This window comes from Pseudomonas sp. CVAP#3, from assembly GCF_018986375.1.
In the GTDB taxonomy this organism is placed as follows: Bacteria; Pseudomonadota; Gammaproteobacteria; order Pseudomonadales; family Pseudomonadaceae; genus Aquipseudomonas; species Aquipseudomonas helvetica.
In genome coordinates this window covers 282,661-302,761 of record NZ_JAHMSC010000006.1, presented here as the reverse complement: position 1 = coordinate 302,761, position 20,101 = coordinate 282,661, and the positions used below count along the sequence as shown (strand labels likewise).

At 59.5% G+C, this 20,101-nt stretch carries 14 protein-coding genes and 1 pseudogene; 2 read left to right on the top strand and 13 right to left on the bottom strand.

Translation table 11 applies throughout. The annotated features are described in order from the left end of the window. Nucleotides 1–39 precede the first annotated feature (39 nt). Nucleotides 40–846 (top strand): annotated as a pseudogene (locus KRR23_RS13625) (S-type pyocin domain-containing protein); the annotation flags it as partial. A gap of 52 nt (nucleotides 847–898) precedes the next feature. Here KRR23_RS13625 and KRR23_RS13620 read toward each other — a convergent pair. Beyond that, nucleotides 899–1,795: a LysR family transcriptional regulator gene (locus KRR23_RS13620; RefSeq protein ID WP_123581982.1), complete on the bottom strand. Its 897-nt coding sequence runs from the start codon at nucleotides 1,793–1,795 to the stop codon at nucleotides 899–901. Nucleotides 1,796–1,914: 119 nt separating this feature from the next. Between KRR23_RS13620 and KRR23_RS13615 the strand changes: the two genes are divergently transcribed. Further along, the gene (locus KRR23_RS13615; RefSeq protein ID WP_216742907.1) at nucleotides 1,915–3,192 is read left to right on the top strand and encodes an MFS transporter; all 1,278 of its coding nucleotides are present in this window, start codon (nucleotides 1,915–1,917) and stop codon (nucleotides 3,190–3,192) included. A gap of 11 nt (nucleotides 3,193–3,203) precedes the next feature. Here KRR23_RS13615 and KRR23_RS13610 read toward each other — a convergent pair whose 3' ends face one another. From KRR23_RS13610 to KRR23_RS13555, 12 genes are all read right to left on the bottom strand, one after another. Next, nucleotides 3,204–3,722 (bottom strand): cytochrome b, encoded by a 519-nt coding sequence (locus tag KRR23_RS13610; protein ID WP_216742906.1) that lies wholly within the window; start codon nucleotides 3,720–3,722, stop codon nucleotides 3,204–3,206. Between the two features lie 365 nt (nucleotides 3,723–4,087). Beyond that, nucleotides 4,088–5,155 carry a uroporphyrinogen decarboxylase gene (gene hemE / locus KRR23_RS13605; RefSeq protein WP_054595237.1) on the bottom strand — a complete coding sequence of 356 codons (1,068 nt, stop codon included), beginning with the start codon at nucleotides 5,153–5,155 and terminating at the stop codon, nucleotides 4,088–4,090. A 282-nt stretch (nucleotides 5,156–5,437) separates the two neighbouring features. Further along, complete coding sequence (locus KRR23_RS13600; protein ID WP_054595236.1) at nucleotides 5,438–6,856, bottom strand: FAD-dependent oxidoreductase; 1,419 nt, start codon at nucleotides 6,854–6,856, stop codon at nucleotides 5,438–5,440. A 33-nt stretch (nucleotides 6,857–6,889) separates the two neighbouring features. Next, nucleotides 6,890–11,335, bottom strand: a complete 4,446-nt coding sequence (gene gltB / locus KRR23_RS13595; RefSeq protein WP_216742905.1) for a glutamate synthase large subunit — start codon at nucleotides 11,333–11,335, stop codon at nucleotides 6,890–6,892. A gap of 349 nt (nucleotides 11,336–11,684) precedes the next feature. After that, nucleotides 11,685–13,292, bottom strand: coding sequence for an AAA family ATPase (locus KRR23_RS13590; protein ID WP_216742904.1), 1,608 nt, complete (start codon nucleotides 13,290–13,292; stop codon nucleotides 11,685–11,687). Nucleotides 13,293–13,302: 10 nt separating this feature from the next. Then, nucleotides 13,303–14,403 (bottom strand): 3-dehydroquinate synthase, encoded by a 1,101-nt coding sequence (gene aroB / locus KRR23_RS13585; protein WP_054595233.1) that lies wholly within the window; start codon nucleotides 14,401–14,403, stop codon nucleotides 13,303–13,305. Nucleotides 14,404–14,550: 147 nt separating this feature from the next. Beyond that, nucleotides 14,551–15,069: a shikimate kinase AroK gene (gene aroK, locus KRR23_RS13580; protein ID WP_054595232.1), complete on the bottom strand. Its 519-nt coding sequence runs from the start codon at nucleotides 15,067–15,069 to the stop codon at nucleotides 14,551–14,553. Nucleotides 15,070–15,073: 4 nt separating this feature from the next. Continuing rightward, on the bottom strand, nucleotides 15,074–17,155 hold the full coding sequence (gene pilQ / locus KRR23_RS13575) for a type IV pilus secretin PilQ (RefSeq protein ID WP_216742903.1): 2,082 nt from the start codon (nucleotides 17,153–17,155) through the stop codon (nucleotides 15,074–15,076). Nucleotides 17,156–17,168: 13 nt separating this feature from the next. Then, the gene (locus KRR23_RS13570; RefSeq protein WP_216742902.1) at nucleotides 17,169–17,696 is read right to left on the bottom strand and encodes a pilus assembly protein PilP; all 528 of its coding nucleotides are present in this window, start codon (nucleotides 17,694–17,696) and stop codon (nucleotides 17,169–17,171) included. Next, a complete protein-coding gene (gene pilO / locus KRR23_RS13565; protein WP_216742901.1) occupies nucleotides 17,693–18,316 on the bottom strand; it encodes a type 4a pilus biogenesis protein PilO in 624 nt (207 codons plus the stop codon). The genes KRR23_RS13570 and pilO overlap by 4 nt, the downstream gene beginning before the upstream one ends. Beyond that, nucleotides 18,313–18,879: a PilN domain-containing protein gene (locus KRR23_RS13560; RefSeq protein WP_216742900.1), complete on the bottom strand. Its 567-nt coding sequence runs from the start codon at nucleotides 18,877–18,879 to the stop codon at nucleotides 18,313–18,315. The genes pilO and KRR23_RS13560 overlap by 4 nt, the downstream gene beginning before the upstream one ends. After that, entirely contained in the window at nucleotides 18,879–19,943 is a 1,065-nt protein-coding gene (locus KRR23_RS13555) for a pilus assembly protein PilM (protein WP_216742899.1), read from the bottom strand. The genes KRR23_RS13560 and KRR23_RS13555 overlap by 1 nt, the downstream gene beginning before the upstream one ends. Nucleotides 19,944–20,101 lie beyond the last annotated feature (158 nt).

Sequence of the window (20,101 nt, the reverse complement as noted above, 5' to 3'; positions counted from 1 at the left end):
CTAAGGCCGGGCTTGCCCAAGGACGAACAAGTAGCGCTAATGAAAAAGCTCGGTTTCCCGGAAACCCCGGACTTTCTGCCCGCCCCAAGACGACTCCCCACCCGGGAAGAGACCCAGGCCTTCCAGGAGGCCGGTGCAGCGGTATTCGCCAAAAACGAAAAAAACCAGCTGGACGCCAACACCCGCTGGGAGGCGCATCAAAGAAAACAGCAGAATGCGCCCGAAACACGGCCTGATTCACACCTCAAGGGCTGGGTGTTCGCCAAGAGCTGCAACCTCCCGGATGGCGTCATCAATCACAACAACCCTTCCGGGTTTGTCCCCCTCGAGAAACTGGCTAGCTACGGCGTGTGGGCGGTGCTTGGCACCGGCGCAGCGGTTGGCACCGTTGCGCTACTGATGCCGAACACCAGCCTTTCGCCCGACAGCGCATTCTACAAAAACGAACAGTACGCAACGCTGGATACCGGGCGAACCCGTGTCCGCATCAACGTGAAGACATTGCCGGACGGTTCCGTCAGCGCTTACGGCTTCTACACAGGCGGAAAGAAAGACTGGGAGTTTGTCCCGGTCATCGAAGCCACTCAGGACGGCGAAAAGTTTGTTGCCGACATCGGCAACGGGATCGGCCTGGCCTGGACCCCAGCGGCGAATCCCGATGATGTACCCGCCATTCCCGCACTGGAAGGCGCCCCGCAATTGCCGACGGTGTGGGTGTATCCACCCAACGAGCAAGCCTACAAAGTATTGGTGAATCCGCAGCATCCGCCTGAGTACCAGGATGCGATTATCTGGTTTCCTGCTGATGCGGGGCTTGCGCCGATCTACATCGTGCTCAACGCCAGGTAAACAAAAACTCCGCGTTCGGCGGTGTCAGCATGTCATCACCCTGTGCCGACTACGTCACCTCAACCTTACGCGTCAGCAACTCGACAAACGCCTTGGCCATCGGCGACTTCTGATCCTTGCGCTGCACCAGCCACACGGCTGACATCGCCAGCGGATCGAGCAAGGGCCGATAGACCACGCCGTCGATGCGCATCCGCTGATACGACGCCGGCAACACCGACACCCCGAGCCCTGCCGCCACCAGGCCGATGATGGTCATGGCCTCACCGGCTTCCTGGGTGAAGTGCGGGCTGAAACCCGCGTCACGCGCCAGGTTCAGCAGTTGCGCGTACAGACCACTGCCGTAGCTGCGCGGGAAGAACACGAAAGGCTCGTGGGCCAGTGCAGACAGAAACAGCCCTTCCTCGCTGCCGACCACCAGCGGATCCTTGGAGCTGAGAACCGCCACCAACGGCTCTCGCGTCAACTCGACCACCTCCAGTGAATCCGGCAGCGGCAATGGCCGCATGATCCCGACCTGAATCGACTCATCCACCAACGCCTCGGCGACCTGGGTGCTGCTCATTTCCCGCAGGTTCAAATGCACGGCCGGGAAGCGCTGGCGAAACGAGAAAATCGCCTGCGGGATCGTCGAGTTGAACGGCGCCGATGAGGTGAAGCCGATCTTCAGTTCCCCCAGCTCGCCGAGTTGGGCTCGACGGGCGACGTCGGCAGCCTTGTCGACCTGGGCCAGCACCAGCCGAGCCTCTTCGAGGAACAATCGACCGGCTTCACTGAGCTCGACCCGACGATTGGTACGCTCGAATAAACGTGCGCCGACTTCCTGTTCCAGCACCTGAATCTGCTGGCTCAACGGCGGCTGAGAGATGCCCAGCACCTGTGCGGCGCGGCCAAAATGCAGTTCTTCGGCGACGGCGATGAAGTAGCGCAAATGGCGCAATTCCATGAAAACTCCATTAGGTCGTTAAAGCTATCAAACAGGTCGAACAATATATTGGATAGAAACATTAGCCAGCTATATGATTTTTCCATTGCCTGACTGGCCGTGCTCTCCCGAGGTCCCCCGTGAAAACTGCTGTCGCCCCGCTCGCCCATGAATTGCCGCCTACCGCGCTGGACGATGTGGTCGCTCAACTGAATGATGTGTACATCGAAAAAGGCACGCCGATGTTCATGCGCACGGTGCTGGCGCTGTTCTCCGGCGGCTTCGCAACCTTCGCCCTGCTCTACTGCGTGCAGCCGATGATGCCGCTGTTTTCCCGTGAGTTTTCGATCAACGCGGCGCAGAGCAGCCTGATCCTGTCGGTGGCCACCGGGATGCTCGCCATCGGCTTGCTGATCACCGGCCCGATCTCCGACCGCATCGGTCGTAAACCGGTGATGGTTGCGGCGCTGTTCGCGGCAGCGTTGTGCACCATAGCCAGTGCGATGATGCCAAGCTGGCAGGGCGTGCTGGTGATGCGTGCGCTGGTCGGGCTGTCTCTCAGCGGGCTGGCGGCGGTGGCCATGACGTACTTGAGCGAAGAGATTCATCCACAGCACATCGGCCTGGCGATGGGACTGTACATCGGTGGCAACGCGATTGGCGGGATGTGCGGCCGGTTGATCGTCGGCGTACTGATCGACTTCGTTAACTGGCACACCGCGATGCTGGTGATCGGTGGCCTGGCGCTGATTGCGGCGGCGGTGTTCTGGAAAATCCTCCCCGAGTCGCGCAACTTCCGCTCCCGCTCGATGCATCCGCGCAGCTTGCTCGACGGCTTCACCATGCACTTTCGCGACGCCGGGCTGCCGTGGTTGTTCCTTGAAGCGTTCGTGCTGATGGGCGCGTTCGTCACGCTGTTCAACTACATCGGATATCGCCTGCTGGCCGAGCCGTATCACATGGATCAGGCTTTCGTTGGCTTGCTCTCGGTGGTCTACCTGTCGGGCATCTACAGCTCGGCGAAAATCGGCGCATTGGCCGACAAGCTTGGCCGGCGCAAAGTCCTGTGGGCAACCATCGTGCTGATGCTCGCAGGCCTTGCGCTGAGCCTGTTCACGCCATTGCCGCTGGTGATCATCGGCATGTTGATCTTCACCTTCGGCTTCTTCGCCGCGCACTCGGTAGCCAGCAGCTGGATCGGTCGTCGCGCGACCAAAGCCAAGGGCCAGGCCTCGTCGCTGTACCTGTTCAGCTACTACGCCGGGTCGAGTATCGCCGGCACAGTGGGCGGGGTTTTCTGGCACTTGGGCGGCTGGAACGGCATCGGCCTGTTCATCGGCGGGTTGCTGGTGATTGCGCTGCTGGTGGCGTTGAAACTGGCCCGCTTGCCATTGCTGCCAAACAACCAACCGGCTTGAAGCTTCGGGACTCAGCGTCGAAAGGACATGAGTTTCAGTACTCGACGCCCTGAAGCTTCGTGCTTGATAACAGCCGCCACATGCAACGCAACCAGAAGTGCGAGCAGCACGCACGCGACGATATGTATTTTAAAAAACAGCACCATCAAATAAGCATTCGTCAGCGGCTGTGGAATCAACAAGACATCAAACACATTGATTGCCCGATCCATCATCAAAAAGCCCGTCACCATGACAACACCTGTCACCAGATAAATCAGTCGATGCATAAACAATACAAACAACTCGACGGGTGAAAGTGGCTGACTGTTTTCATGACGGCTGTGGCGCCAATGAAGAAATACCCGCAGAGCGAAAAACGGTAAAAACACTGTCGTCAGCGATACATTGACAAACGCCACCCACTCCTTGATCGCCAATGAAACATCAAACAGAGAAACATAAAAACCGCTACCCAGCGCCCATATGATGATGACTGCAGATAACCAATGCAGAAACTTCTGCCAACCCGAATACGATGAATTCCTCATTCCAATTAAACTACCCAATGAGCATTAGGGGCCAAGATGCGGAAACCCCGATCATTTGTTGATGGCTTGGCATTCTCTTCGATCACACTATTAACTCCTGTTCATCCATGAATAAAAAATCGATCTCGGCACTGAACAATTCAAATAGCCGAGAACGCACTCTACCGATACAAACAAACACTCTATGCAGGAAGAATCCCCCACCAACGCGGGAAATCTCAGCAGGATGATTAATCAGACTTTGCAAGTAATACTAACTTGCAAAGAATGGAATAACTTCCGACACACTCCGCAAGAACGTGAAAAACAAAAAAGCCCGTCTGACGCAAAGGTCAGACGGGCTTTTGCAGCTATCCAGAACAGGATTACTGGTGGTATTGCGCCGACAGCTCATGTACCGCGCGCAGGAAGGCGCCGGCGTGTTCCGGGTCGACTTCCGGGGTGATGCCATGGCCGAGGTTGAACACGTGGCCACTGCCTTTGCCATAGCTGGCGAGGATGCGGCCAACTTCAGCCCGAATAGCCTCAGGCTTGGCGTAGAGCACGGTCGGGTCCATGTTGCCTTGCAGGGCGACTTTGTTGCCGACGCGCTGGCGGGCTTCGCCAATGTCGCAGGTCCAGTCCAGGCCCAAGGCATCTGCACCGGCGTCGGCGATGCTTTCCAGCCACAGGCCGCCGTTTTTGGTGAACAGGATGACCGGCACTTTGCGGCCTTCGTGCTCGCGGATCAGGCCGCTGACGATTTTGCGCATGTAGGCCAGGGAGAACTCCTGGTACGCCGCTGCCGAGAGGTTACCGCCCCAGGTGTCGAAGATCTGCACCGCTTGCGCGCCGGCCATGATCTGGCCGTTGAGGTAGGAGGTGACCGACTGCGCGAGCTTATCCAGCAGCAGGTGCATGGCTTGCGGGTTGTCGTAGAGCATGGCCTTGGTCTTGCGGAAGTCTTTCGACGAGCCGCCTTCGACCATGTAGGTGGCCAGGGTCCATGGGCTGCCGGAGAAGCCAATCAACGGCACGCGGCCGTTCAGCTCGCGGCGAATGGTGCTGACCGCGTCCATGACGTAGCCGAGGTCTTTGTGTGGGTCAGGAATTGGCAGGGCTTCGACGTCGGCCAGGGTGCTGACGACTTTCTTGAAGCGCGGACCTTCGCCGGTTTCGAAGTACAGGCCTTGGCCCATGGCATCGGGAATGGTCAGGATGTCCGAGAAGAGGATCGCCGCATCCAGCTGTGGATAACGGTCGAGCGGCTGCATCGTGACTTCGCAAGCGAACTCCGGGTTCATGCACAGGCTCATGAAATCACCGGCCTTGGCGCGGCTGGCGCGGTATTCAGGCAGGTAGCGACCGGCCTGACGCATCATCCACACGGGCGTGACGTCTACGGGTTGCTTGAGCAGGGCGCGAAGGAAACGGTCGTTCTTCAGGGCAGTCATGTCGGCATCCGGAAAAAAAGTGCGGGCATTTTCTCAGAGCGCGACGCAAAAGGCACGGCAAGCGCCGCACCTTTTGTCTATCGGGTCAATTTGTCGCGCTGGGACCACCACAGAATCTGAGCCAAAACGCATCCTGTGGCGAGGGGGCTTGCCCCCGTTGGAGCGCGAAGCGGTCCCAAAAATGGCGACCGCGTTGTATCAGATAGACCGCGTAAACCGGGTTTACGACGGCTTCGCCGCCGAACGGGGGCAAGCCCCCTCGCCACAGGTTATGCGCAGACCTTAAACGCCCAGGTAATCCAGGATCCCTTCCGCCGCATTACGGCCTTCGAAGATTGCCGTCACTACCAGGTCAGAACCACGCACCATGTCGCCACCGGCGAAGATTTTCGGGTTGCTGGTCTGGTGCTTGTACTGGCCTTGTTCGGGGGCCACAACGCGGCCCTGGCTGTCGGTCTGGATGCTGAACTGCTCGAACCACGACGCCGGGCTCGGACGGAAACCGAAGGCGATGACCACGGCGTCGGCCGGGATGATCTCTTCGGAGCCCGGGATCGGCTCGGGGCTGCGACGGCCACGGGCGTCCGGCTCGCCGAGACGGGTCTCGACCACCTTCACGCCTTCGACCTTGTCTTCACCGACGATGGCGATTGGCTGACGGTTGTAGAGGAATTTCACGCCCTCTTCCTTGGCGTTCTTCACCTCTTTGCGCGAGCCAGGCATGTTCGCCTCGTCACGACGATAGGCACAGGTCACCGACTTGGCACCCTGACGGATCGACGTACGGTTGCAGTCCATCGCCGTGTCGCCGCCGCCCAGTACCACGACCTTCTTGCCCTTCATGTCGACGAAGTCTTCCGGCGACTTTTCAAAGCCCAGGTTGCGGTTGACGTTGGCAATCAGGAAGTCCAGTGCGTCATAGACGCCCGGCAGGTCCTCACCGGCAAAGCCGCCCTTCATGTAGGTGTAGGTGCCCATGCCCATGAACACGGCATCGTATTCTTCGAGCAGTTGCTCGATGCTCACGTCCTTGCCGATTTCGGTGTTCAGGCGGAACTCGATGCCCATGCCGGTGAAGACTTCGCGGCGATTGCTCAGCACGGTCTTTTCCAGCTTGAACTCGGGGATGCCGAAGGTCAGCAGACCGCCGATTTCCGGGTTCTTGTCGAACACCACCGGGGTCACGCCACCGCGTACCAGCACGTCGGCACAGCCCAGGCCAGCAGGGCCTGCACCGATTACTGCGACACGTTTGCCGGTCGGCTTGACCTTGGACATGTCCGGGCGCCAGCCCATGGCGAATGCGGTGTCGGTGATGTACTTCTCGACCGAACCGATGGTCACCGCGCCGAAGCCGTCGTTAAGGGTGCACGCACCCTCGCACAGACGGTCCTGCGGGCACACCCGGCCGCAAACTTCCGGCAGGGTGTTGGTCTGGTGCGACAGTTCAGCGGCGGCGAGGATGTTGCCCTCGGCCACCAGTTTCAGCCAGTTGGGAATGAAGTTGTGCACCGGGCACTTCCATTCGCAATACGGGTTACCGCAACCCAGGCAGCGGTGGGCCTGGTCGGCCGACTGCTGGGGTTTGAAGGGTTCGTAGATCTCCACGAACTCTTTCTTGCGTTGACGCAACAGTTTCTTCTTCGGATCCTTGCGCCCGACCTCGATGAACTGGAAGTCATTATTCAGACGTTCAGCCATTGTTAAAACCTCATCAAACTCTTCAGGCGCATATCACTGCGGGTTGGCACGGGTGCTGGAAAGCAACGATTTCAAGCTGGCAGCCTTAGGCTTGACCAACCAGAACCGACGCAAGTAGTCATCGAGGTTTTCAGCGAGGTTACGACCCCACTCGCTGTCGGTTTCCTCGACGTATTCGTTCAGCACGCGTTGCAGGTGGCTGCGATAGGCTTCCATAGCCTCACCGCTGATCCGCTGGATTTCCACCAGTTCGTGGTTGACCCGGTCAACGAAGGTGTTGTCCTGGTCGAGCACGTAGGCGAAACCACCGGTCATGCCTGAGCCGAAGTTGTAACCGGTCTTGCCCAATACGCAGACGAAACCACCGGTCATGTACTCGCAGCAGTGATCGCCAGTGCCTTCCACCACGGTGTGAGCACCGGAGTTGCGCACCGCGAAACGCTCGCCCGCAGTACCGGCGGCGAACAGCTTGCCGCCCGTGGCGCCGTACAGGCAGGTGTTGCCGATAATGGCGCTGTCCTGAGTCTTGTAGACGCTGCCTTTTGGCGGAACGATGACCAGTTTGCCGCCGGTCATGCCTTTGCCGACATAGTCGTTGGCATCGCCTTCGAGGTACAGGTTCAGGCCGCCGGCGTTCCATACACCAAAGCTCTGACCGGCCGTCCCTTTGAAGCGGAAGGTGATCGGCGCATTGGCCATGCCCTGGTTGCCGTGTTTGCGAGCGATTTCACCGGAGATCCGCGCGCCGATAGAACGGTCGCAGTTGCAGATATCCAGAGCGAAGTCAGCGCCGCTCAGGTCGTTGATCGCCGAAGTGGCCATCTCGACCATCTTCTCGGCCAGCAGGCCTTTGTCGAACGGCGGGTTGCGGTCTACCTGACAGAACTGTGGCTTGTCTGCCGGGATGTGATCGCTGCCGAGCAACGGCGTCAGATCCAGGTGTTGCTGCTTGGCGGTCTGGCCTTCGAGGACTTCCAGCAGATCGGTACGACCGATCAGCTCTTCGAGGGAGCGCACGCCCAGCTTCGCCAGCCACTCACGGGTTTCTTCAGCGACGTAGGTGAAGAAGTTCACCACCATGTCGACCGTACCGATGTAGTGGTCCTTGCGCAGTTTTTCGTTCTGAGTCGCCACGCCGGTGGCGCAGTTGTTCAGGTGGCAGATGCGCAGGTATTTGCAGCCCAGGGCGATCATTGGCGCGGTGCCGAAGCCGAAGCTTTCAGCGCCGAGGATCGCCGCCTTGATCACGTCGAGGCCGGTTTTCAGGCCGCCGTCTGTCTGCACCCGAACCTTGCCGCGCAAGTCGTTGCCGCGCAGGGTCTGGTGGGTTTCAGCCAGGCCGAGTTCCCACGGTGCGCCCGCGTACTTGATCGAGGTCAGCGGCGATGCGCCGGTGCCGCCGTCATAACCGGAAATGGTGATCAGGTCGGCATAGGCCTTGGCCACGCCAGCGGCGATGGTGCCAACGCCGGCTTCTGCTACCAGCTTCACCGAGACCAGGGCCTTCGGGTTGACTTGTTTCAAGTCGAAAATCAGCTGCGACAAGTCTTCGATCGAATAGATGTCGTGGTGCGGCGGTGGCGAAATCAGTGTCACGCCCGGCACTGCATAGCGCAGCTTGGCGATCAGGCCGTTGACCTTGCCGCCTGGCAGTTGACCGCCTTCGCCGGGCTTGGCGCCCTGCGCGACCTTGATCTGCAGCACTTCGGCGTTGACCAGGTATTCCGGGGTTACACCGAAACGGCCAGTCGCCACTTGCTTGATTTTCGAGCTCTTGATGGTGCCGTAACGCGCCGGGTCTTCGCCGCCTTCGCCGGAGTTGGAACGCGCACCGAGGCGGTTCATGGCTTCGGCCAGGGCTTCGTGAGCTTCCGGCGACAATGCGCCGAGGGAGATGCCCGCGGAGTCGAAGCGCTTGAGCACCGATTCCAGTGGTTCGATTTCGCTGATATCCAGCGGCGTCTCAAGGGTCTTGACCTTGAACAGGTCGCGGATCATCGACACCGGACGGTTGTCCACCAGCGCCGTGTATTCCTTGAACTTGCTGTAGTCGCCTTGCTGCACAGCGGCTTGCAGGGTACTGACCACGTCCGGGTTGTACGCGTGATATTCGCCACCGTGGACGAACTTCAGCAAACCGCCCTGCTGGATTGGCTTGCGCGGGCTCCAGGCTTCGGCAGCCAAGGCCTTCTGCTCGGCTTCGATATCGACGAACCGTGCGCCCTTGATGCGGCTCGGCACGCCACGGAAGCTCAGGTCGCAGACTTCCTCGGACAGACCGATGGCTTCGAACAGTTGTGCTCCGCGATAGGAGGTGATGGTCGAGATGCCCATCTTCGAGAGGATCTTGAGCAGGCCTTTGGTGATGCCTTTGCGGTAGTTCTTGAACACCTCGTAGAGGTCGCCCAGCACTTCACCGGTGCGGATCAGGTCGCCCAGCACTTCGTAAGCCAGGAACGGATAAACCGCAGAGGCGCCGAAGCCGATCAGCACCGCGAAGTGATGCGGATCGCGTGCGGTAGCGGTCTCGACCAGGATATTGCTATCGCAACGCAGGCCTTTTTCGGTCAGGCGGTGGTGCACCGCGCCAGTGGCCAGGGAAGCGTGAACCGGCAGTTTGCCCGGGGCAATATGACGGTCGCTCAGTACGATCTGGGTACGCCCGGAACGCACGGCTTCTTCAGCCTGGTCAGCGATATTGCGCACTGCGGCTTCAAGGCCCAGCGCCTCGTCGTAGTTGAGGTCGATGATCTGGCGTTCGAAGCCTGGACGATCGAGGTTCATCAGCGAGCGCCACTTGGCCGGGGAAACGACCGGCGAGCTGAGGATCACGCGCGAGGCATGTTCCGGCGACTCCTGGAAGATATTGCGCTCGGCACCGAGGCAGACTTCCAGCGACATGACGATGGCTTCACGCAGCGGGTCGATCGGCGGGTTGGTAACCTGCGCGAATTGCTGGCGAAAGTAGTCGTACGGCGTGCGCACACGCTGGGACAACACCGCCATCGGCGTGTCGTCGCCCATGGAGCCAACGGCTTCGTAGCCTTGTTCGCCAAGCGGACGCAGCACCTGATCACGCTCTTCGAACGTGACCTGATACATCTTCATGTATTGCTTGAGCTGGTCGACGTCGTAGAACGCCGAACCATGGTCGTTGTCTTCCATGGTCGCCTGGATACGCAGGGCGTTCTTGCGCAGCCATTGCTTGTATGGATGACGGGACTTCAAACGGTTGTCGATGGCATCGGTGTCGAGGATCTGACCGGTTTCGGTGTCCACAGCGAAGATCTGACCTGGGCCAACGCGGCCCTTGGCGATCACGTCTTCAGGCTGGTAATTCCAGACACCGATTTCCGAGGCCAGGGTGATGAAGCCGTTTTTGGTGGTGACCCAACGCGCCGGACGCAGACCGTTACGGTCGAGCAGGCACACCGCGTAACGACCGTCGGTCATTACCACGCCGGCCGGGCCATCCCACGGTTCCATGTGCATCGAGTTGTATTCGTAGAATGCACGCAGATCCGGGTCCATGGTCTCGACGTTCTGCCACGCAGGCGGAATGATCATCCGCACGCCACGGAACAAGTCGATGCCGCCAGTGACCATCAGCTCCAGCATGTTGTCCATGCTCGAGGAGTCGGAACCCACGCGATTGACCAGCGGGCCGAGTTCATCCAGATCCATCAGATCGTTGGTGAACTTGGTGCGACGAGCCTGGGCCCAGTTACGGTTGCCGGTGATGGTGTTGATTTCACCGTTGTGCGCGAGGAAGCGGAACGGTTGAGCCAACGGCCATTTCGGCAGGGTGTTGGTGGAGAAGCGCTGGTGAAACACGCAGATCGCGGTTTGCAGGCGCTGGTCGCTGAGGTCTGGATAGAAGGCGGTCAGGTCCGCCGGCATCATCAGGCCTTTGTAAATGATGGTCTTGTGCGAAAAGCTGCAGACGTAGTGGTCGAGGTCGGCGGCGTTGGCCACGGACGAGCGACGACGGGACGTGAACAGCTTGACGGCCATGTCCTGATCGCTCAGGCCAGCACCGCCGATGAACACTTGTTCGATTTGTGGCAGGCGCTCGAGCGCCAGACGGCCGAGAACGCTGGTGTCGATCGGCACTTTGCGCCAACCCACCAGTTGCAGGCCGGCAGCCAGGATCTCGCGGTTCATGTTCTCGCGAGCCGCTTCGGCTTTTACCGGGTCCTGATTGAAGAACACCATGCCCACGGCGTATTGCTTGGGCAGTTCAATACCAAACGTTTCCTGGGCGATGGCGCGCAGGAACACGTCGGGCTTTTGCATCAGCAGACCGCAACCGTCGCCGGTTTTGCCGTCAGCGTTGATCCCACCACGGTGGGTCATGCAGGTCAGGGCCTCAATGGCCGTTTGCAACAGGGTATGACTGGGTTCGCCCTGCATATGGGCTATCAGGCCGAAACCGCAGTTATCCTTGAACTCATCTGGTTGGTACAGACCTGCTTTCATAGACACTTTCTCACCAGGCTGCCTCTTATCGAGACAAATTTCTTTTCAATTCAGCCAGTTACCTTCCACGCCGAACGTACGCCAGCTTTGCGGGGGCAAAAGGGAGGTCATTGTACACACCGACACAGAGGCTCACAAATTTGACGACGAAATGTCGCAAATCTATGTCGCATTTGTGAAAGGTTTAAAGCGATATGCTGTGCTAGTCAAAACATTTTTAATGTTGACCGCAACGACTCAAAGACTACTGTGACGCAGACGCCACAAGGCACGCGGCTTTGACAGCCACATGCGCTTGCAGAAATTTTGAGGTGCCGGGAGAGGCGGCCTGGGTAAGGCCGCCGAATCTTCAGCGAGCTGTTGCCAGTTCCTGTTGGACGCTGGCGACAGAGCGAGGCCAAGGTTTACCAGCCTGAACCTTCGCTGGCAAGGCCTTGATGGCGGTAACAGCTGCATCGCGGTTGGCGAAGCTACCGTAAGTGATGACGTAAAGCGGCTTGCCGTTGAGGACTTTCTTGAAATAGCGGTACTCGCCGCCCTGTTCCTTGACGAAGTTTTGCGCTGTGGCTTCAGAGCTGGTGCCGAGGATTTGCACTACATAATTGCCCGGCGCCTGACCTGCGTACCAGGTACCACCGGTTGCGGCTTTGGCGACGGTCGCCGGTTTTTCGACCGGTTTCTCGACAGCTTTGGCGACTGGGGCAGGTTTGGCCACTGGAGCCGGTTTGGCCGCAGGAGCAGGTACAGGAGCAGGCTTGGCGGTAGCGACCTGAGTCGGTGCAGGTGTTGGCTTGGCTGCAGGCGCTGGCGCAGGTGCTGGCGTCGGGCCGGCCGGAATACCGGCTGGCGGCGCAGTGGTGGTCACGGTAGGCGGTTTGGCGCTGGAGCCTTCGACTGGTACGCCGTCGTCGCCTTCAGTGATACCGCCCGCAGCTTCCGCCAATGGGCCGCGCATAACCGGCTGCGATTGTCCGACCAGCGGCAATGGCATCGGCTGGGTATTACCGGCGAACTCGACCGACGGAGCACCGCCATTCGGTTTTGGTGTGCCCAGTGGCAATTGCGCCTGCTCATTGGCGGGCGCGCCGGTGGCTGGTGCCTTGCTGCGACCCGGCATCAACCAGGCGGCGGCCACCGCGACCACGACTACGGCAGATATCGCCAATACGTGTTTCTTCGGCATGTTGAACCCCATACTTGGACGCTTGACCGCTGAGCGGCTAGCAATCATGGCTTCGATCATCGCATCGCGGGCGACCTGATTGATGTTTCCAGGCCATCCATCGGAGCTTTCGTGTATCTCAGAGATCTGATTCGCAGAGAAAAGTTCGATTCCCTGACCGGCGCCTTCGAGTCGCTGGGCCAGGTATTCGCGGGTTTCTTCTTCGGCGTAAGGTTGCAGTTCGATGACGTGGAAGCGCTCTTCCTCGGTGCTCAGTTGCTCAAGTTCAGCGATCAGCGACGACTCACCGAACAGGAACACGTGCGGACGACCTTCCGGCGCACCTGCCGCCAACGCCAGTAGCGCTTCAAGGGCGGACTCGTCGAGCTGCTCGGCGTCATCGACCAGCAAGTAGACTTCCTGGCCAGTCAGTGCGAGCTGTACTACTTGCTTGAGAATCGCGCCGACTTCAGCCTGGGCAACGTTCAGCGCCTGAGCCACCTGACGCAACACACCCGCCGCATCACCGGCACCACGGGCGGAAACCACCACGCTCTGCACCGACTGTTTGTTGGTGCTGGCTACCAGCGCCTGACGCAACAAGGTCTTGCCACTACCTTGCGGGCCGGTAACCACCAGCAACAACTGGCTGTAACGGGCCAGGTGATGGAGTTGTCCCAGCACGGGCTTGCGCTGGGCAGGGAAGAACTTGAAGCCAGGCACCCGTGGAGCGAAAGGGTCGTGACTCAACTGGTAATGGCCGAGGAACGCCTCGTCGGCATGCAAACTAGTCATCGGGATCTTATTAACCTTTAAGCTGAGCCAGGGCGCGGTAATCCGCTCCCAGCGTGGCCTGTAAAACCTCTTTCGGATAATCGTCGGTCACTACGGCTTCGCCCATGCGGCGCAACAACACCAGTCGCAAACGACCGTCGATTACTTTCTTGTCAATTGCCATGTGTTCGAGAAAATCGGCTTCTGTCATCACTGAAGGCGGGATGACTGGCAACCCGGCCCGCTGGAACAGGCGAATGCCGCGATCACGCTCCTGGTCGCTGATCCAGCCCAGGCGCGAAGACATTTCCAGGGCCATTACAGTGCCAGCAGCCACCGCTTCACCATGTAGCCAGACACCATAGCCCATGTGAGTTTCGATGGCGTGGCCAAAGGTATGACCCAGGTTCAGCGTGGCGCGCACGCCAGACTCACGCTCATCCGCACCGACCACAGCAGCCTTGGCCGCGCAGGAGCGTTCGATAGCGTAGGTCAGGGCCGTTTGATCCAGTGCCCGCAAGCGATCGACGTTGTCTTCGAGCCAGGTGAGGAACGGCTCATCGCAGATCAAACCGTACTTGATGACTTCCGCCAGACCCGCAGACAGCTCGCGAGCCGGCAAGGTATTGAGCGTGGCGGTATCGATCAACACGACGTTCGGTTGATAGAAGGCGCCAATCATGTTTTTGCCCAACGGGTGGTTGATGCCGGTCTTGCCGCCCACCGAAGAGTCGACTTGCGACAGCAAGGTGGTCGGAACCTGGATGAAATCGACACCACGTTGGTAACAGGCAGCGGCAAAACCGGCCATGTCGCCTATCACACCGCCGCCCAGGGCGATCACGGTGGTGCGGCGGTCATGGCGAGCGGTGAGCAGGCCGTCAAAGATGGTTTGCAGGGTTTCCCAGTTCTTGAAGGCTTCACCGTCGGGCAGAACCACGGAGATGACCGAAAACTGTGCAAGGCTGCGGGTCAGACGCTCTAGATACAGCGGCGCAACGGTCTCGTTGGAGATGATCGCGACTTGCCGCCCGGCGATATGCGGCGCCAGCAGTTCGGGCTGATCCAGCAACCCTTCGCCAATATGGATCGGGTAGCTTCGCTCGCCTAAATCGACCTTAAGTGTCTGCATGTGTCCCCACAGTGAAGTTGGAATCAGGTGTCCGGCCTTACATTATCGACTGACAACATCTGCGTGTGTGACGCTGCCCGCTCGTCATGCGCCACACCTTCGAGCGGTCATGACCGGAGCCGAGGATAGCGCATTTCGTCCTGCGCATTAACGGGGAGGCAGCTGCTGCAAGCGCTCCAGGATGTCCAGGACCACCATCCGCGGCGGCCGCTCATCGGTTTCCACCACCAGGTCGGCGATCTCCCGATACAGCGGATCGCGTAATGCCAGCAGATCACGGAGGGTTTTTGCCGGATCGGCGGTGCGCAACAGAGGACGATTGCGATCGCGCGCGGTGCGCCCGACCTGCTGCTCGACGGACGCGTGCAGATACACCACGCGCCCACCAGCGTGCAGCGCCCGACGATTGGCTTCGCGCATCACTGCGCCACCACCCGTCGCCAGCACCACGCCATCAAGCGCGCACAGTTCGGCGATCATCGCCTGCTCGCGATCGCGGAAGCCGGGTTCGCCTTCTTTGTCGAAGATCCACGGGATATTGGCGCCCGTGCGCAATTCAATTTCCTTATCGGAATCCTTGAACGGCAGGCGCAGCTCTTTGGCCAACAAGCGACCGATGGTGCTTTTTCCAGCACCCATCGGCCCAACAAGAATCAAATTTCGCACAGAATCAATGACTCACAGCAATCGCCTGGTTATTCATGATACGCGGAGTGAGAAATACCAGCAGCTCGGATTTTTTCTCCGACACCACGTCACGCCGGAAAAGGCGGCCAAGATACGGCACATCACCGAGAAATGGCACCTTATCTACAACCTTGCTCTGAGTATTTGAGAAAACCCCACCAATGACGATGGTTTCGCCATCGTTGACCAGTACTTTGGCATTGACCTCGTTCTTCTTGATCGGCGGAACATCCTGCACTTTGTTCAGGTAGTCCGGCTCATCCTTGGTGACCTTGACCTCCATGATGATGCGGTTGTCCGGGGTGATCTGCGGCGTTACCTCCAGAGACAGCGAAGCCTCCTTGAACGCCACCGATGTCGCGCCGCTGGAGCTGGCTTCCTGATAGGGGATTTCCGTGCCTTTGAGGATCTTCGCGGTTTCCTTGTCGGAGGTGACCACTTTGGGTTGAGAGACGATTTCGCCGTTACCGGTTTTCTCCATGGCCGTCAGCTCAAGGTCCAGCAACACGTTATCGGTGATGAAGGCGATGCCGATCCCCGATGTATTCCCTGCCGCGCCCATATCGACGAACGGTGAGTTGGTGCTGGTGCTACCCGGCGTACCAATGGTCGATGAAGCGTTGGCCCCGTTGCTGACCCCGGAAGCGTTCCAGTTCCCCTTCTTACTCACCGAACCACCCCAACGCACGCCAAGGCTTTTGTCGTAGTCGACGTTGGCCTCAACGATCCGCGCCTCGATCATCACCTGACGCACCGGAATATCCAGCTGAGCGACGATTCGCCGTAGCTCATCCAGGCGATCCTGGGTCTGGTAGGCAATGATGTTGTTGGTTCGTTCGTCGACAGTGATCGAACCACGCTCGTCGACTTTCGCCTCGGCACTGGTCACCGACTGGAACAGCTTGGCAATATCCGCCGCCTTGGCGTAGTTGACCTGCAACAGCTCACGGCGCAGTGGCGCCAGCTCGGCGATTTGTTTGCGTGACTCCAGCTCCTGGCGCTCACGAGCGGCAATCTCATCTGCCGGCGCGACCAGCAAGACGTTGCCGATCTTGCGCTTGTCCAACCCTTTGGTCTTGAGCACCAGATCCAGCGCCTGATCCCACGGCACGTTTTGCAGGCGCAAGGTGATGCCGCCCTGCACCGTGTCGCTGGCCACCAGGTTGAGGTTGGTGAAGTCGGCGATCAGTTGCAGTACCGAGCGCACATCGATGTCCTGAAAATTCAACGACAGCTTTTCGCCGCTGTAGGCAAAGCGCTCTGCGTTGCGTTTCTGCAAATCATCGACGGTCATCGGGCGGACACTGACGGTCAGTTTATTGTCAGTCTGGTAGGTCGAATAGTCGTATGTGCCACCGGGTTCGATGCTGATGCTCGCTTTATCGGAGGACGCACTGGCGTTGACGAACTGCACCGGCGTGGCGAAATCCTTGACGTCCAGGCGAACCCGCAACCGTTCGGGCAACTGGGTTTTGGCGAAGGTGAGAATGATCTTGCCGTCACGCTCCTGGATGTCCGGGCTGATACCGGGGTCTGACAAATCAATGACGACATTGCCTTCACCCTGCTCACCGCGTTGAAAGTCCACGCCGCGAATGGCCTTGCTCACAGGAGCATAAGTCTTGGCTGCCACCGGCATGGCGCTCGCCACGCGCGGTGCCGCGGGCCGGGGTTTCTGAGCGGCAGCAGCCTGCCCAACCACCACGAACAGCGTGTTGCCCTCGACTCGCGTGCTGTAAGGCGTCAACTGCGTCAGGTTGATGATCAAACGAGTGCGGTCCTTGGCCTCGACCACTGTCGCACTGCGAGCGTTGCCGCCTCCCAAATCCCGCGTCTTGCTCGCCAGTTGGCTGCTCACACCCGGCAGATCGAGGGCGATGCGCGCCGGCTGATCGGTTGTATAACCATGCGGCGCGGGCGGCGGCCCGTCAAAAGCCAGTTTCAACTCGACGCGATCACCCGGCAGCGCGGCGACATCCAGCGTTTTGAGAGTGGCTGCCTGCACCATCGGAGAAAGCAGCGCCATCCATAGCGAAAAACCGAGGGTTGAAAGGATCCTGTTCATGATACGAGTTCCACTATGAGTGCTCTTTCAAAGGAATAGTCCGCGCTCGCTCCAGCCAGGCACCTTGGCCATCGGGAACGATTTCGACCACATCGACTTGCGAGCCGCTGATGGCCACGATCCGGCCATCGTTGCGCCCCAGGTAGTCACCGACCTTCAGCCGATGCACCCCGCCGGCACCGCGCAACAGCGCAAAGGCGCCGGACGCATTGGAAATAGTGCCGACCATTTCAAACTGCTCGATGTTGAAACCTTCAAGGTATTGCTTGACCCGGCTCGGATCGGGCCTGACGTTACGCGCCCCCGGTTTTCGACCTGCCAGGTCGACCCTGACCTGCGGTGAAAACGGACTGCGCAACGACGCAGCGCTGTAAGTGAATGTCTCGTAGGACCTGAACGTCGGCACCGGCTCGATCTTGCCGGGCGGGTGCAGGCGCACCTCGTTCATGTAGGCGTCCAGATCGCTGAAGTCGTTACCGTTGCCACAACCGGCAAGCCCCCCCAGCAGTACAGCCAGCGAAAACCATCGGGCCGCATTCATTTCTGCAACCCCTTGTCGTTGTAGCGGTAAGTCTTGGCCAGGATGTTCATGCGCAGTTTCGCGCCGCTGCCCGGAACGACCGGCTCGACGTTGAAATCGTGCAGGGTGACGATCCGCGGGAGGTTGGCGACGCCACTGACGAAGGTCGCCAGGTCATGGTAGGCGCCGGTAACAGTGATCTGGATCGGTAGCTCGATGTAGAACTGCTGGGTGACTTCCGGCAGCAGCTTGATCTCTTCAAACTCCAGCCCGCTGCCCAATCCGGTGCGAGTGATGTCTTCCAGCAGACCGGGTACCTCGGTATCGCCGGGTAACTGCCGCAACAGCACGCCGAAGGAGGTTTCCATTGCTTTCATCTGCTCGATGTAGCGCTCCAGATTGGCCGCCATGTGCGCCTTGCTCGCAAACTGCTCCTTGAGGGTGGCTTCCCCGGCGCGGGCCTGCTCAAGCTGATCTTCAAGATCCTTGAGGTAAAAGCTGTAGCCCAGCGCCAGCACCAGCACGATCAGCAGCCCGCCCGCCAGGCCTTTGATCGCCGTGGGCCAAGAGCCTATGTTGTTCAGGTCCAGGTCGTTGATATCGACCTTGCGCAACCCCTCGAACCATTGGGACGGACTCATTTCGCGTCCTCCGCTGCGGCCGGTTGAGACTGACGAACGGTCAACTGAAACACGTTGGCCTGATCCAGCGCGCCGGCCGTGGTCGCTTTGACCTCGGTCAGGTTCGGCGACTCGAACCGGTCGGAGGCATCGAGGTTGCGCAACAACTCCGAGACGCGATTGTTCGACTCTGCCGCCCCGCTGATGGACAGCGTTTTATCGACCAGTTTCACGTCGGTGAAATACACCCCGTCCGGCAGCCTGCGCGCCAGTTGATCGAAGATCCGTGCGCTGACCGACCGATTGCCCTGCAAATCCTGGATGATCCGCATCCGCTCCACGAGTTGCTGACGACGGGCTTTCAGATCGCTGATCTGCTTGATCCGGTCATCCAGCACGGCAATCTGTTTGCCGACGTAATCGTTGCGAGCGACCTGTCGATCAATGGCACTGCTGATGGCGTGGTCACCCAGCAAAATCACCCCGACCGCCGCCGCCAGCGCACCGGCCAACCCCAACAGGAAGCGCTTGCGACGTTCCTCGCGCAGCTCTTCGCGCCAAGGGAGAAGATTGATCCGCGCCATCAGTCGAAACTCCTCAGCGCCAGGCCGCAGGCAATCATCAGCGCCGGCGCATCACTGGCCAGGGCACTGGCGTTGACCTTGCTGCTCAATGTCATGTCCGCAAACGGATTGGCCACCTGCGTCGGCGTGCCCAGGCGCTGCTCGATCAGTCGATCCAGCCCGGTGACCGAGGCTGTGCCACCGGCCAGCAGGATGTAGTCGATCGCGTTGTACTGGCCCGAGGCGAAAAAAAACTGCAACGATCGCGAAACCTGCTGCACCAGCGCCTCGCGGAACGGTTGCAGGACTTCGCTGACGTAGTCTTCAGGCAAGCCACCCTGTTTTTTTCCAAGACCGGCCTGTTCAACCGTCATGCCATAACGGCGCTGGATTTCCTCCGTCAACTGACGACCGCCGAACAACTGCTCGCGGGTGTAGATGATTCGGCCGTTGGACAGCACGCTCAAGGTGGTCATGGTGGCGCCGATGTCGACCACGGCTACCGTCGAACGCTCGGTCACGCCGGCCAACTGTGCCGTCAGCAAGCCGAATGAACGCTCCAGCGCGTACGCCTCGACATCGACGACCCGCGCGGTCAAGCCGGCAAGGGCCAGCGCGGCTTCGCGAACTTCGACGTTTTCCTTGCGACAGGCCGCCAGCAATACGTCGACCCGCTCGGGATTACGCCGGGAGGCGCCCTGCACTTCAAAATCGATGGCGACTTCTTCGAGGGGATAGGGAATGTACTGGTCAGCTTCAATCTTCAGCTGATTTTCCATTTCATCGGGGGAAAGCCCGGCGTCCATTTCGATGATCTTGGTGATGACCGCCGATCCGGCAACCGCCACCGCGACACTCTTGACGCTGGTTTTGGCCTTGAGCAACACCCGGGACAACGCCTGCCCGACACCTTCGAGTTCGGCGATATTTTTCTCGACCACGGCGTTGGTCGGCAGCGGTTCTACCGCGTAGGCTTCGACCCGGTATCGATTACCTGCACGGCTTAGCTCGAGAAGCTTCACCGAAGTGGAGCTGATATCGATCCCCAAAAGCGTGCGGCTTTTTTTATTGAAGAGTCCCAGCACTTGCAATTCCCTATGACTATCCGTGAGTTACGGACTCTTTATGATTCGTTGCGTTCAATAGCTGCGTCTTGACAGAGGCGCCAAATGCGCTTTTGGCGGAAAAATGCTTATAATGGCCAGCGTTTTTTCCGCTTTCTCAAGCGCGGGTCGACCCTTGC

What these genes read in the sequence shown, in the direction of transcription:
- KRR23_RS13620 (WP_123581982.1), bottom strand. Translation starts at nt 1,795, where the DNA reads ATGGAATTGCGCCATTTGCGCTACTTCATCGCCGTCGCCGAAGAACTG.
- KRR23_RS13610 (WP_216742906.1), bottom strand. Translation starts at nt 3,722, where the DNA reads ATGAGGAATTCATCGTATTCGGGTTGGCAGAAGTTTCTGCATTGGTTA.
- hemE (WP_054595237.1), bottom strand. Translation starts at nt 5,155, where the DNA reads ATGACTGCCCTGAAGAACGACCGTTTCCTTCGCGCCCTGCTCAAGCAA.
- KRR23_RS13600 (WP_054595236.1), bottom strand. Translation starts at nt 6,856, where the DNA reads ATGGCTGAACGTCTGAATAATGACTTCCAGTTCATCGAGGTCGGGCGC.
- gltB (WP_216742905.1), bottom strand. Translation starts at nt 11,335, where the DNA reads ATGAAAGCAGGTCTGTACCAACCAGATGAGTTCAAGGATAACTGCGGT.
- KRR23_RS13590 (WP_216742904.1), bottom strand. Translation starts at nt 13,292, where the DNA reads ATGACTAGTTTGCATGCCGACGAGGCGTTCCTCGGCCATTACCAGTTG.
- aroB (WP_054595233.1), bottom strand. Translation starts at nt 14,403, where the DNA reads ATGCAGACACTTAAGGTCGATTTAGGCGAGCGAAGCTACCCGATCCAT.
- pilQ (WP_216742903.1), bottom strand. Translation starts at nt 17,155, where the DNA reads ATGAACAGGATCCTTTCAACCCTCGGTTTTTCGCTATGGATGGCGCTG.
- KRR23_RS13570 (WP_216742902.1), bottom strand. Translation starts at nt 17,696, where the DNA reads ATGAATGCGGCCCGATGGTTTTCGCTGGCTGTACTGCTGGGGGGGCTT.
- pilO (WP_216742901.1), bottom strand. Translation starts at nt 18,316, where the DNA reads ATGAGTCCGTCCCAATGGTTCGAGGGGTTGCGCAAGGTCGATATCAAC.
- KRR23_RS13560 (WP_216742900.1), bottom strand. Translation starts at nt 18,879, where the DNA reads ATGGCGCGGATCAATCTTCTCCCTTGGCGCGAAGAGCTGCGCGAGGAA.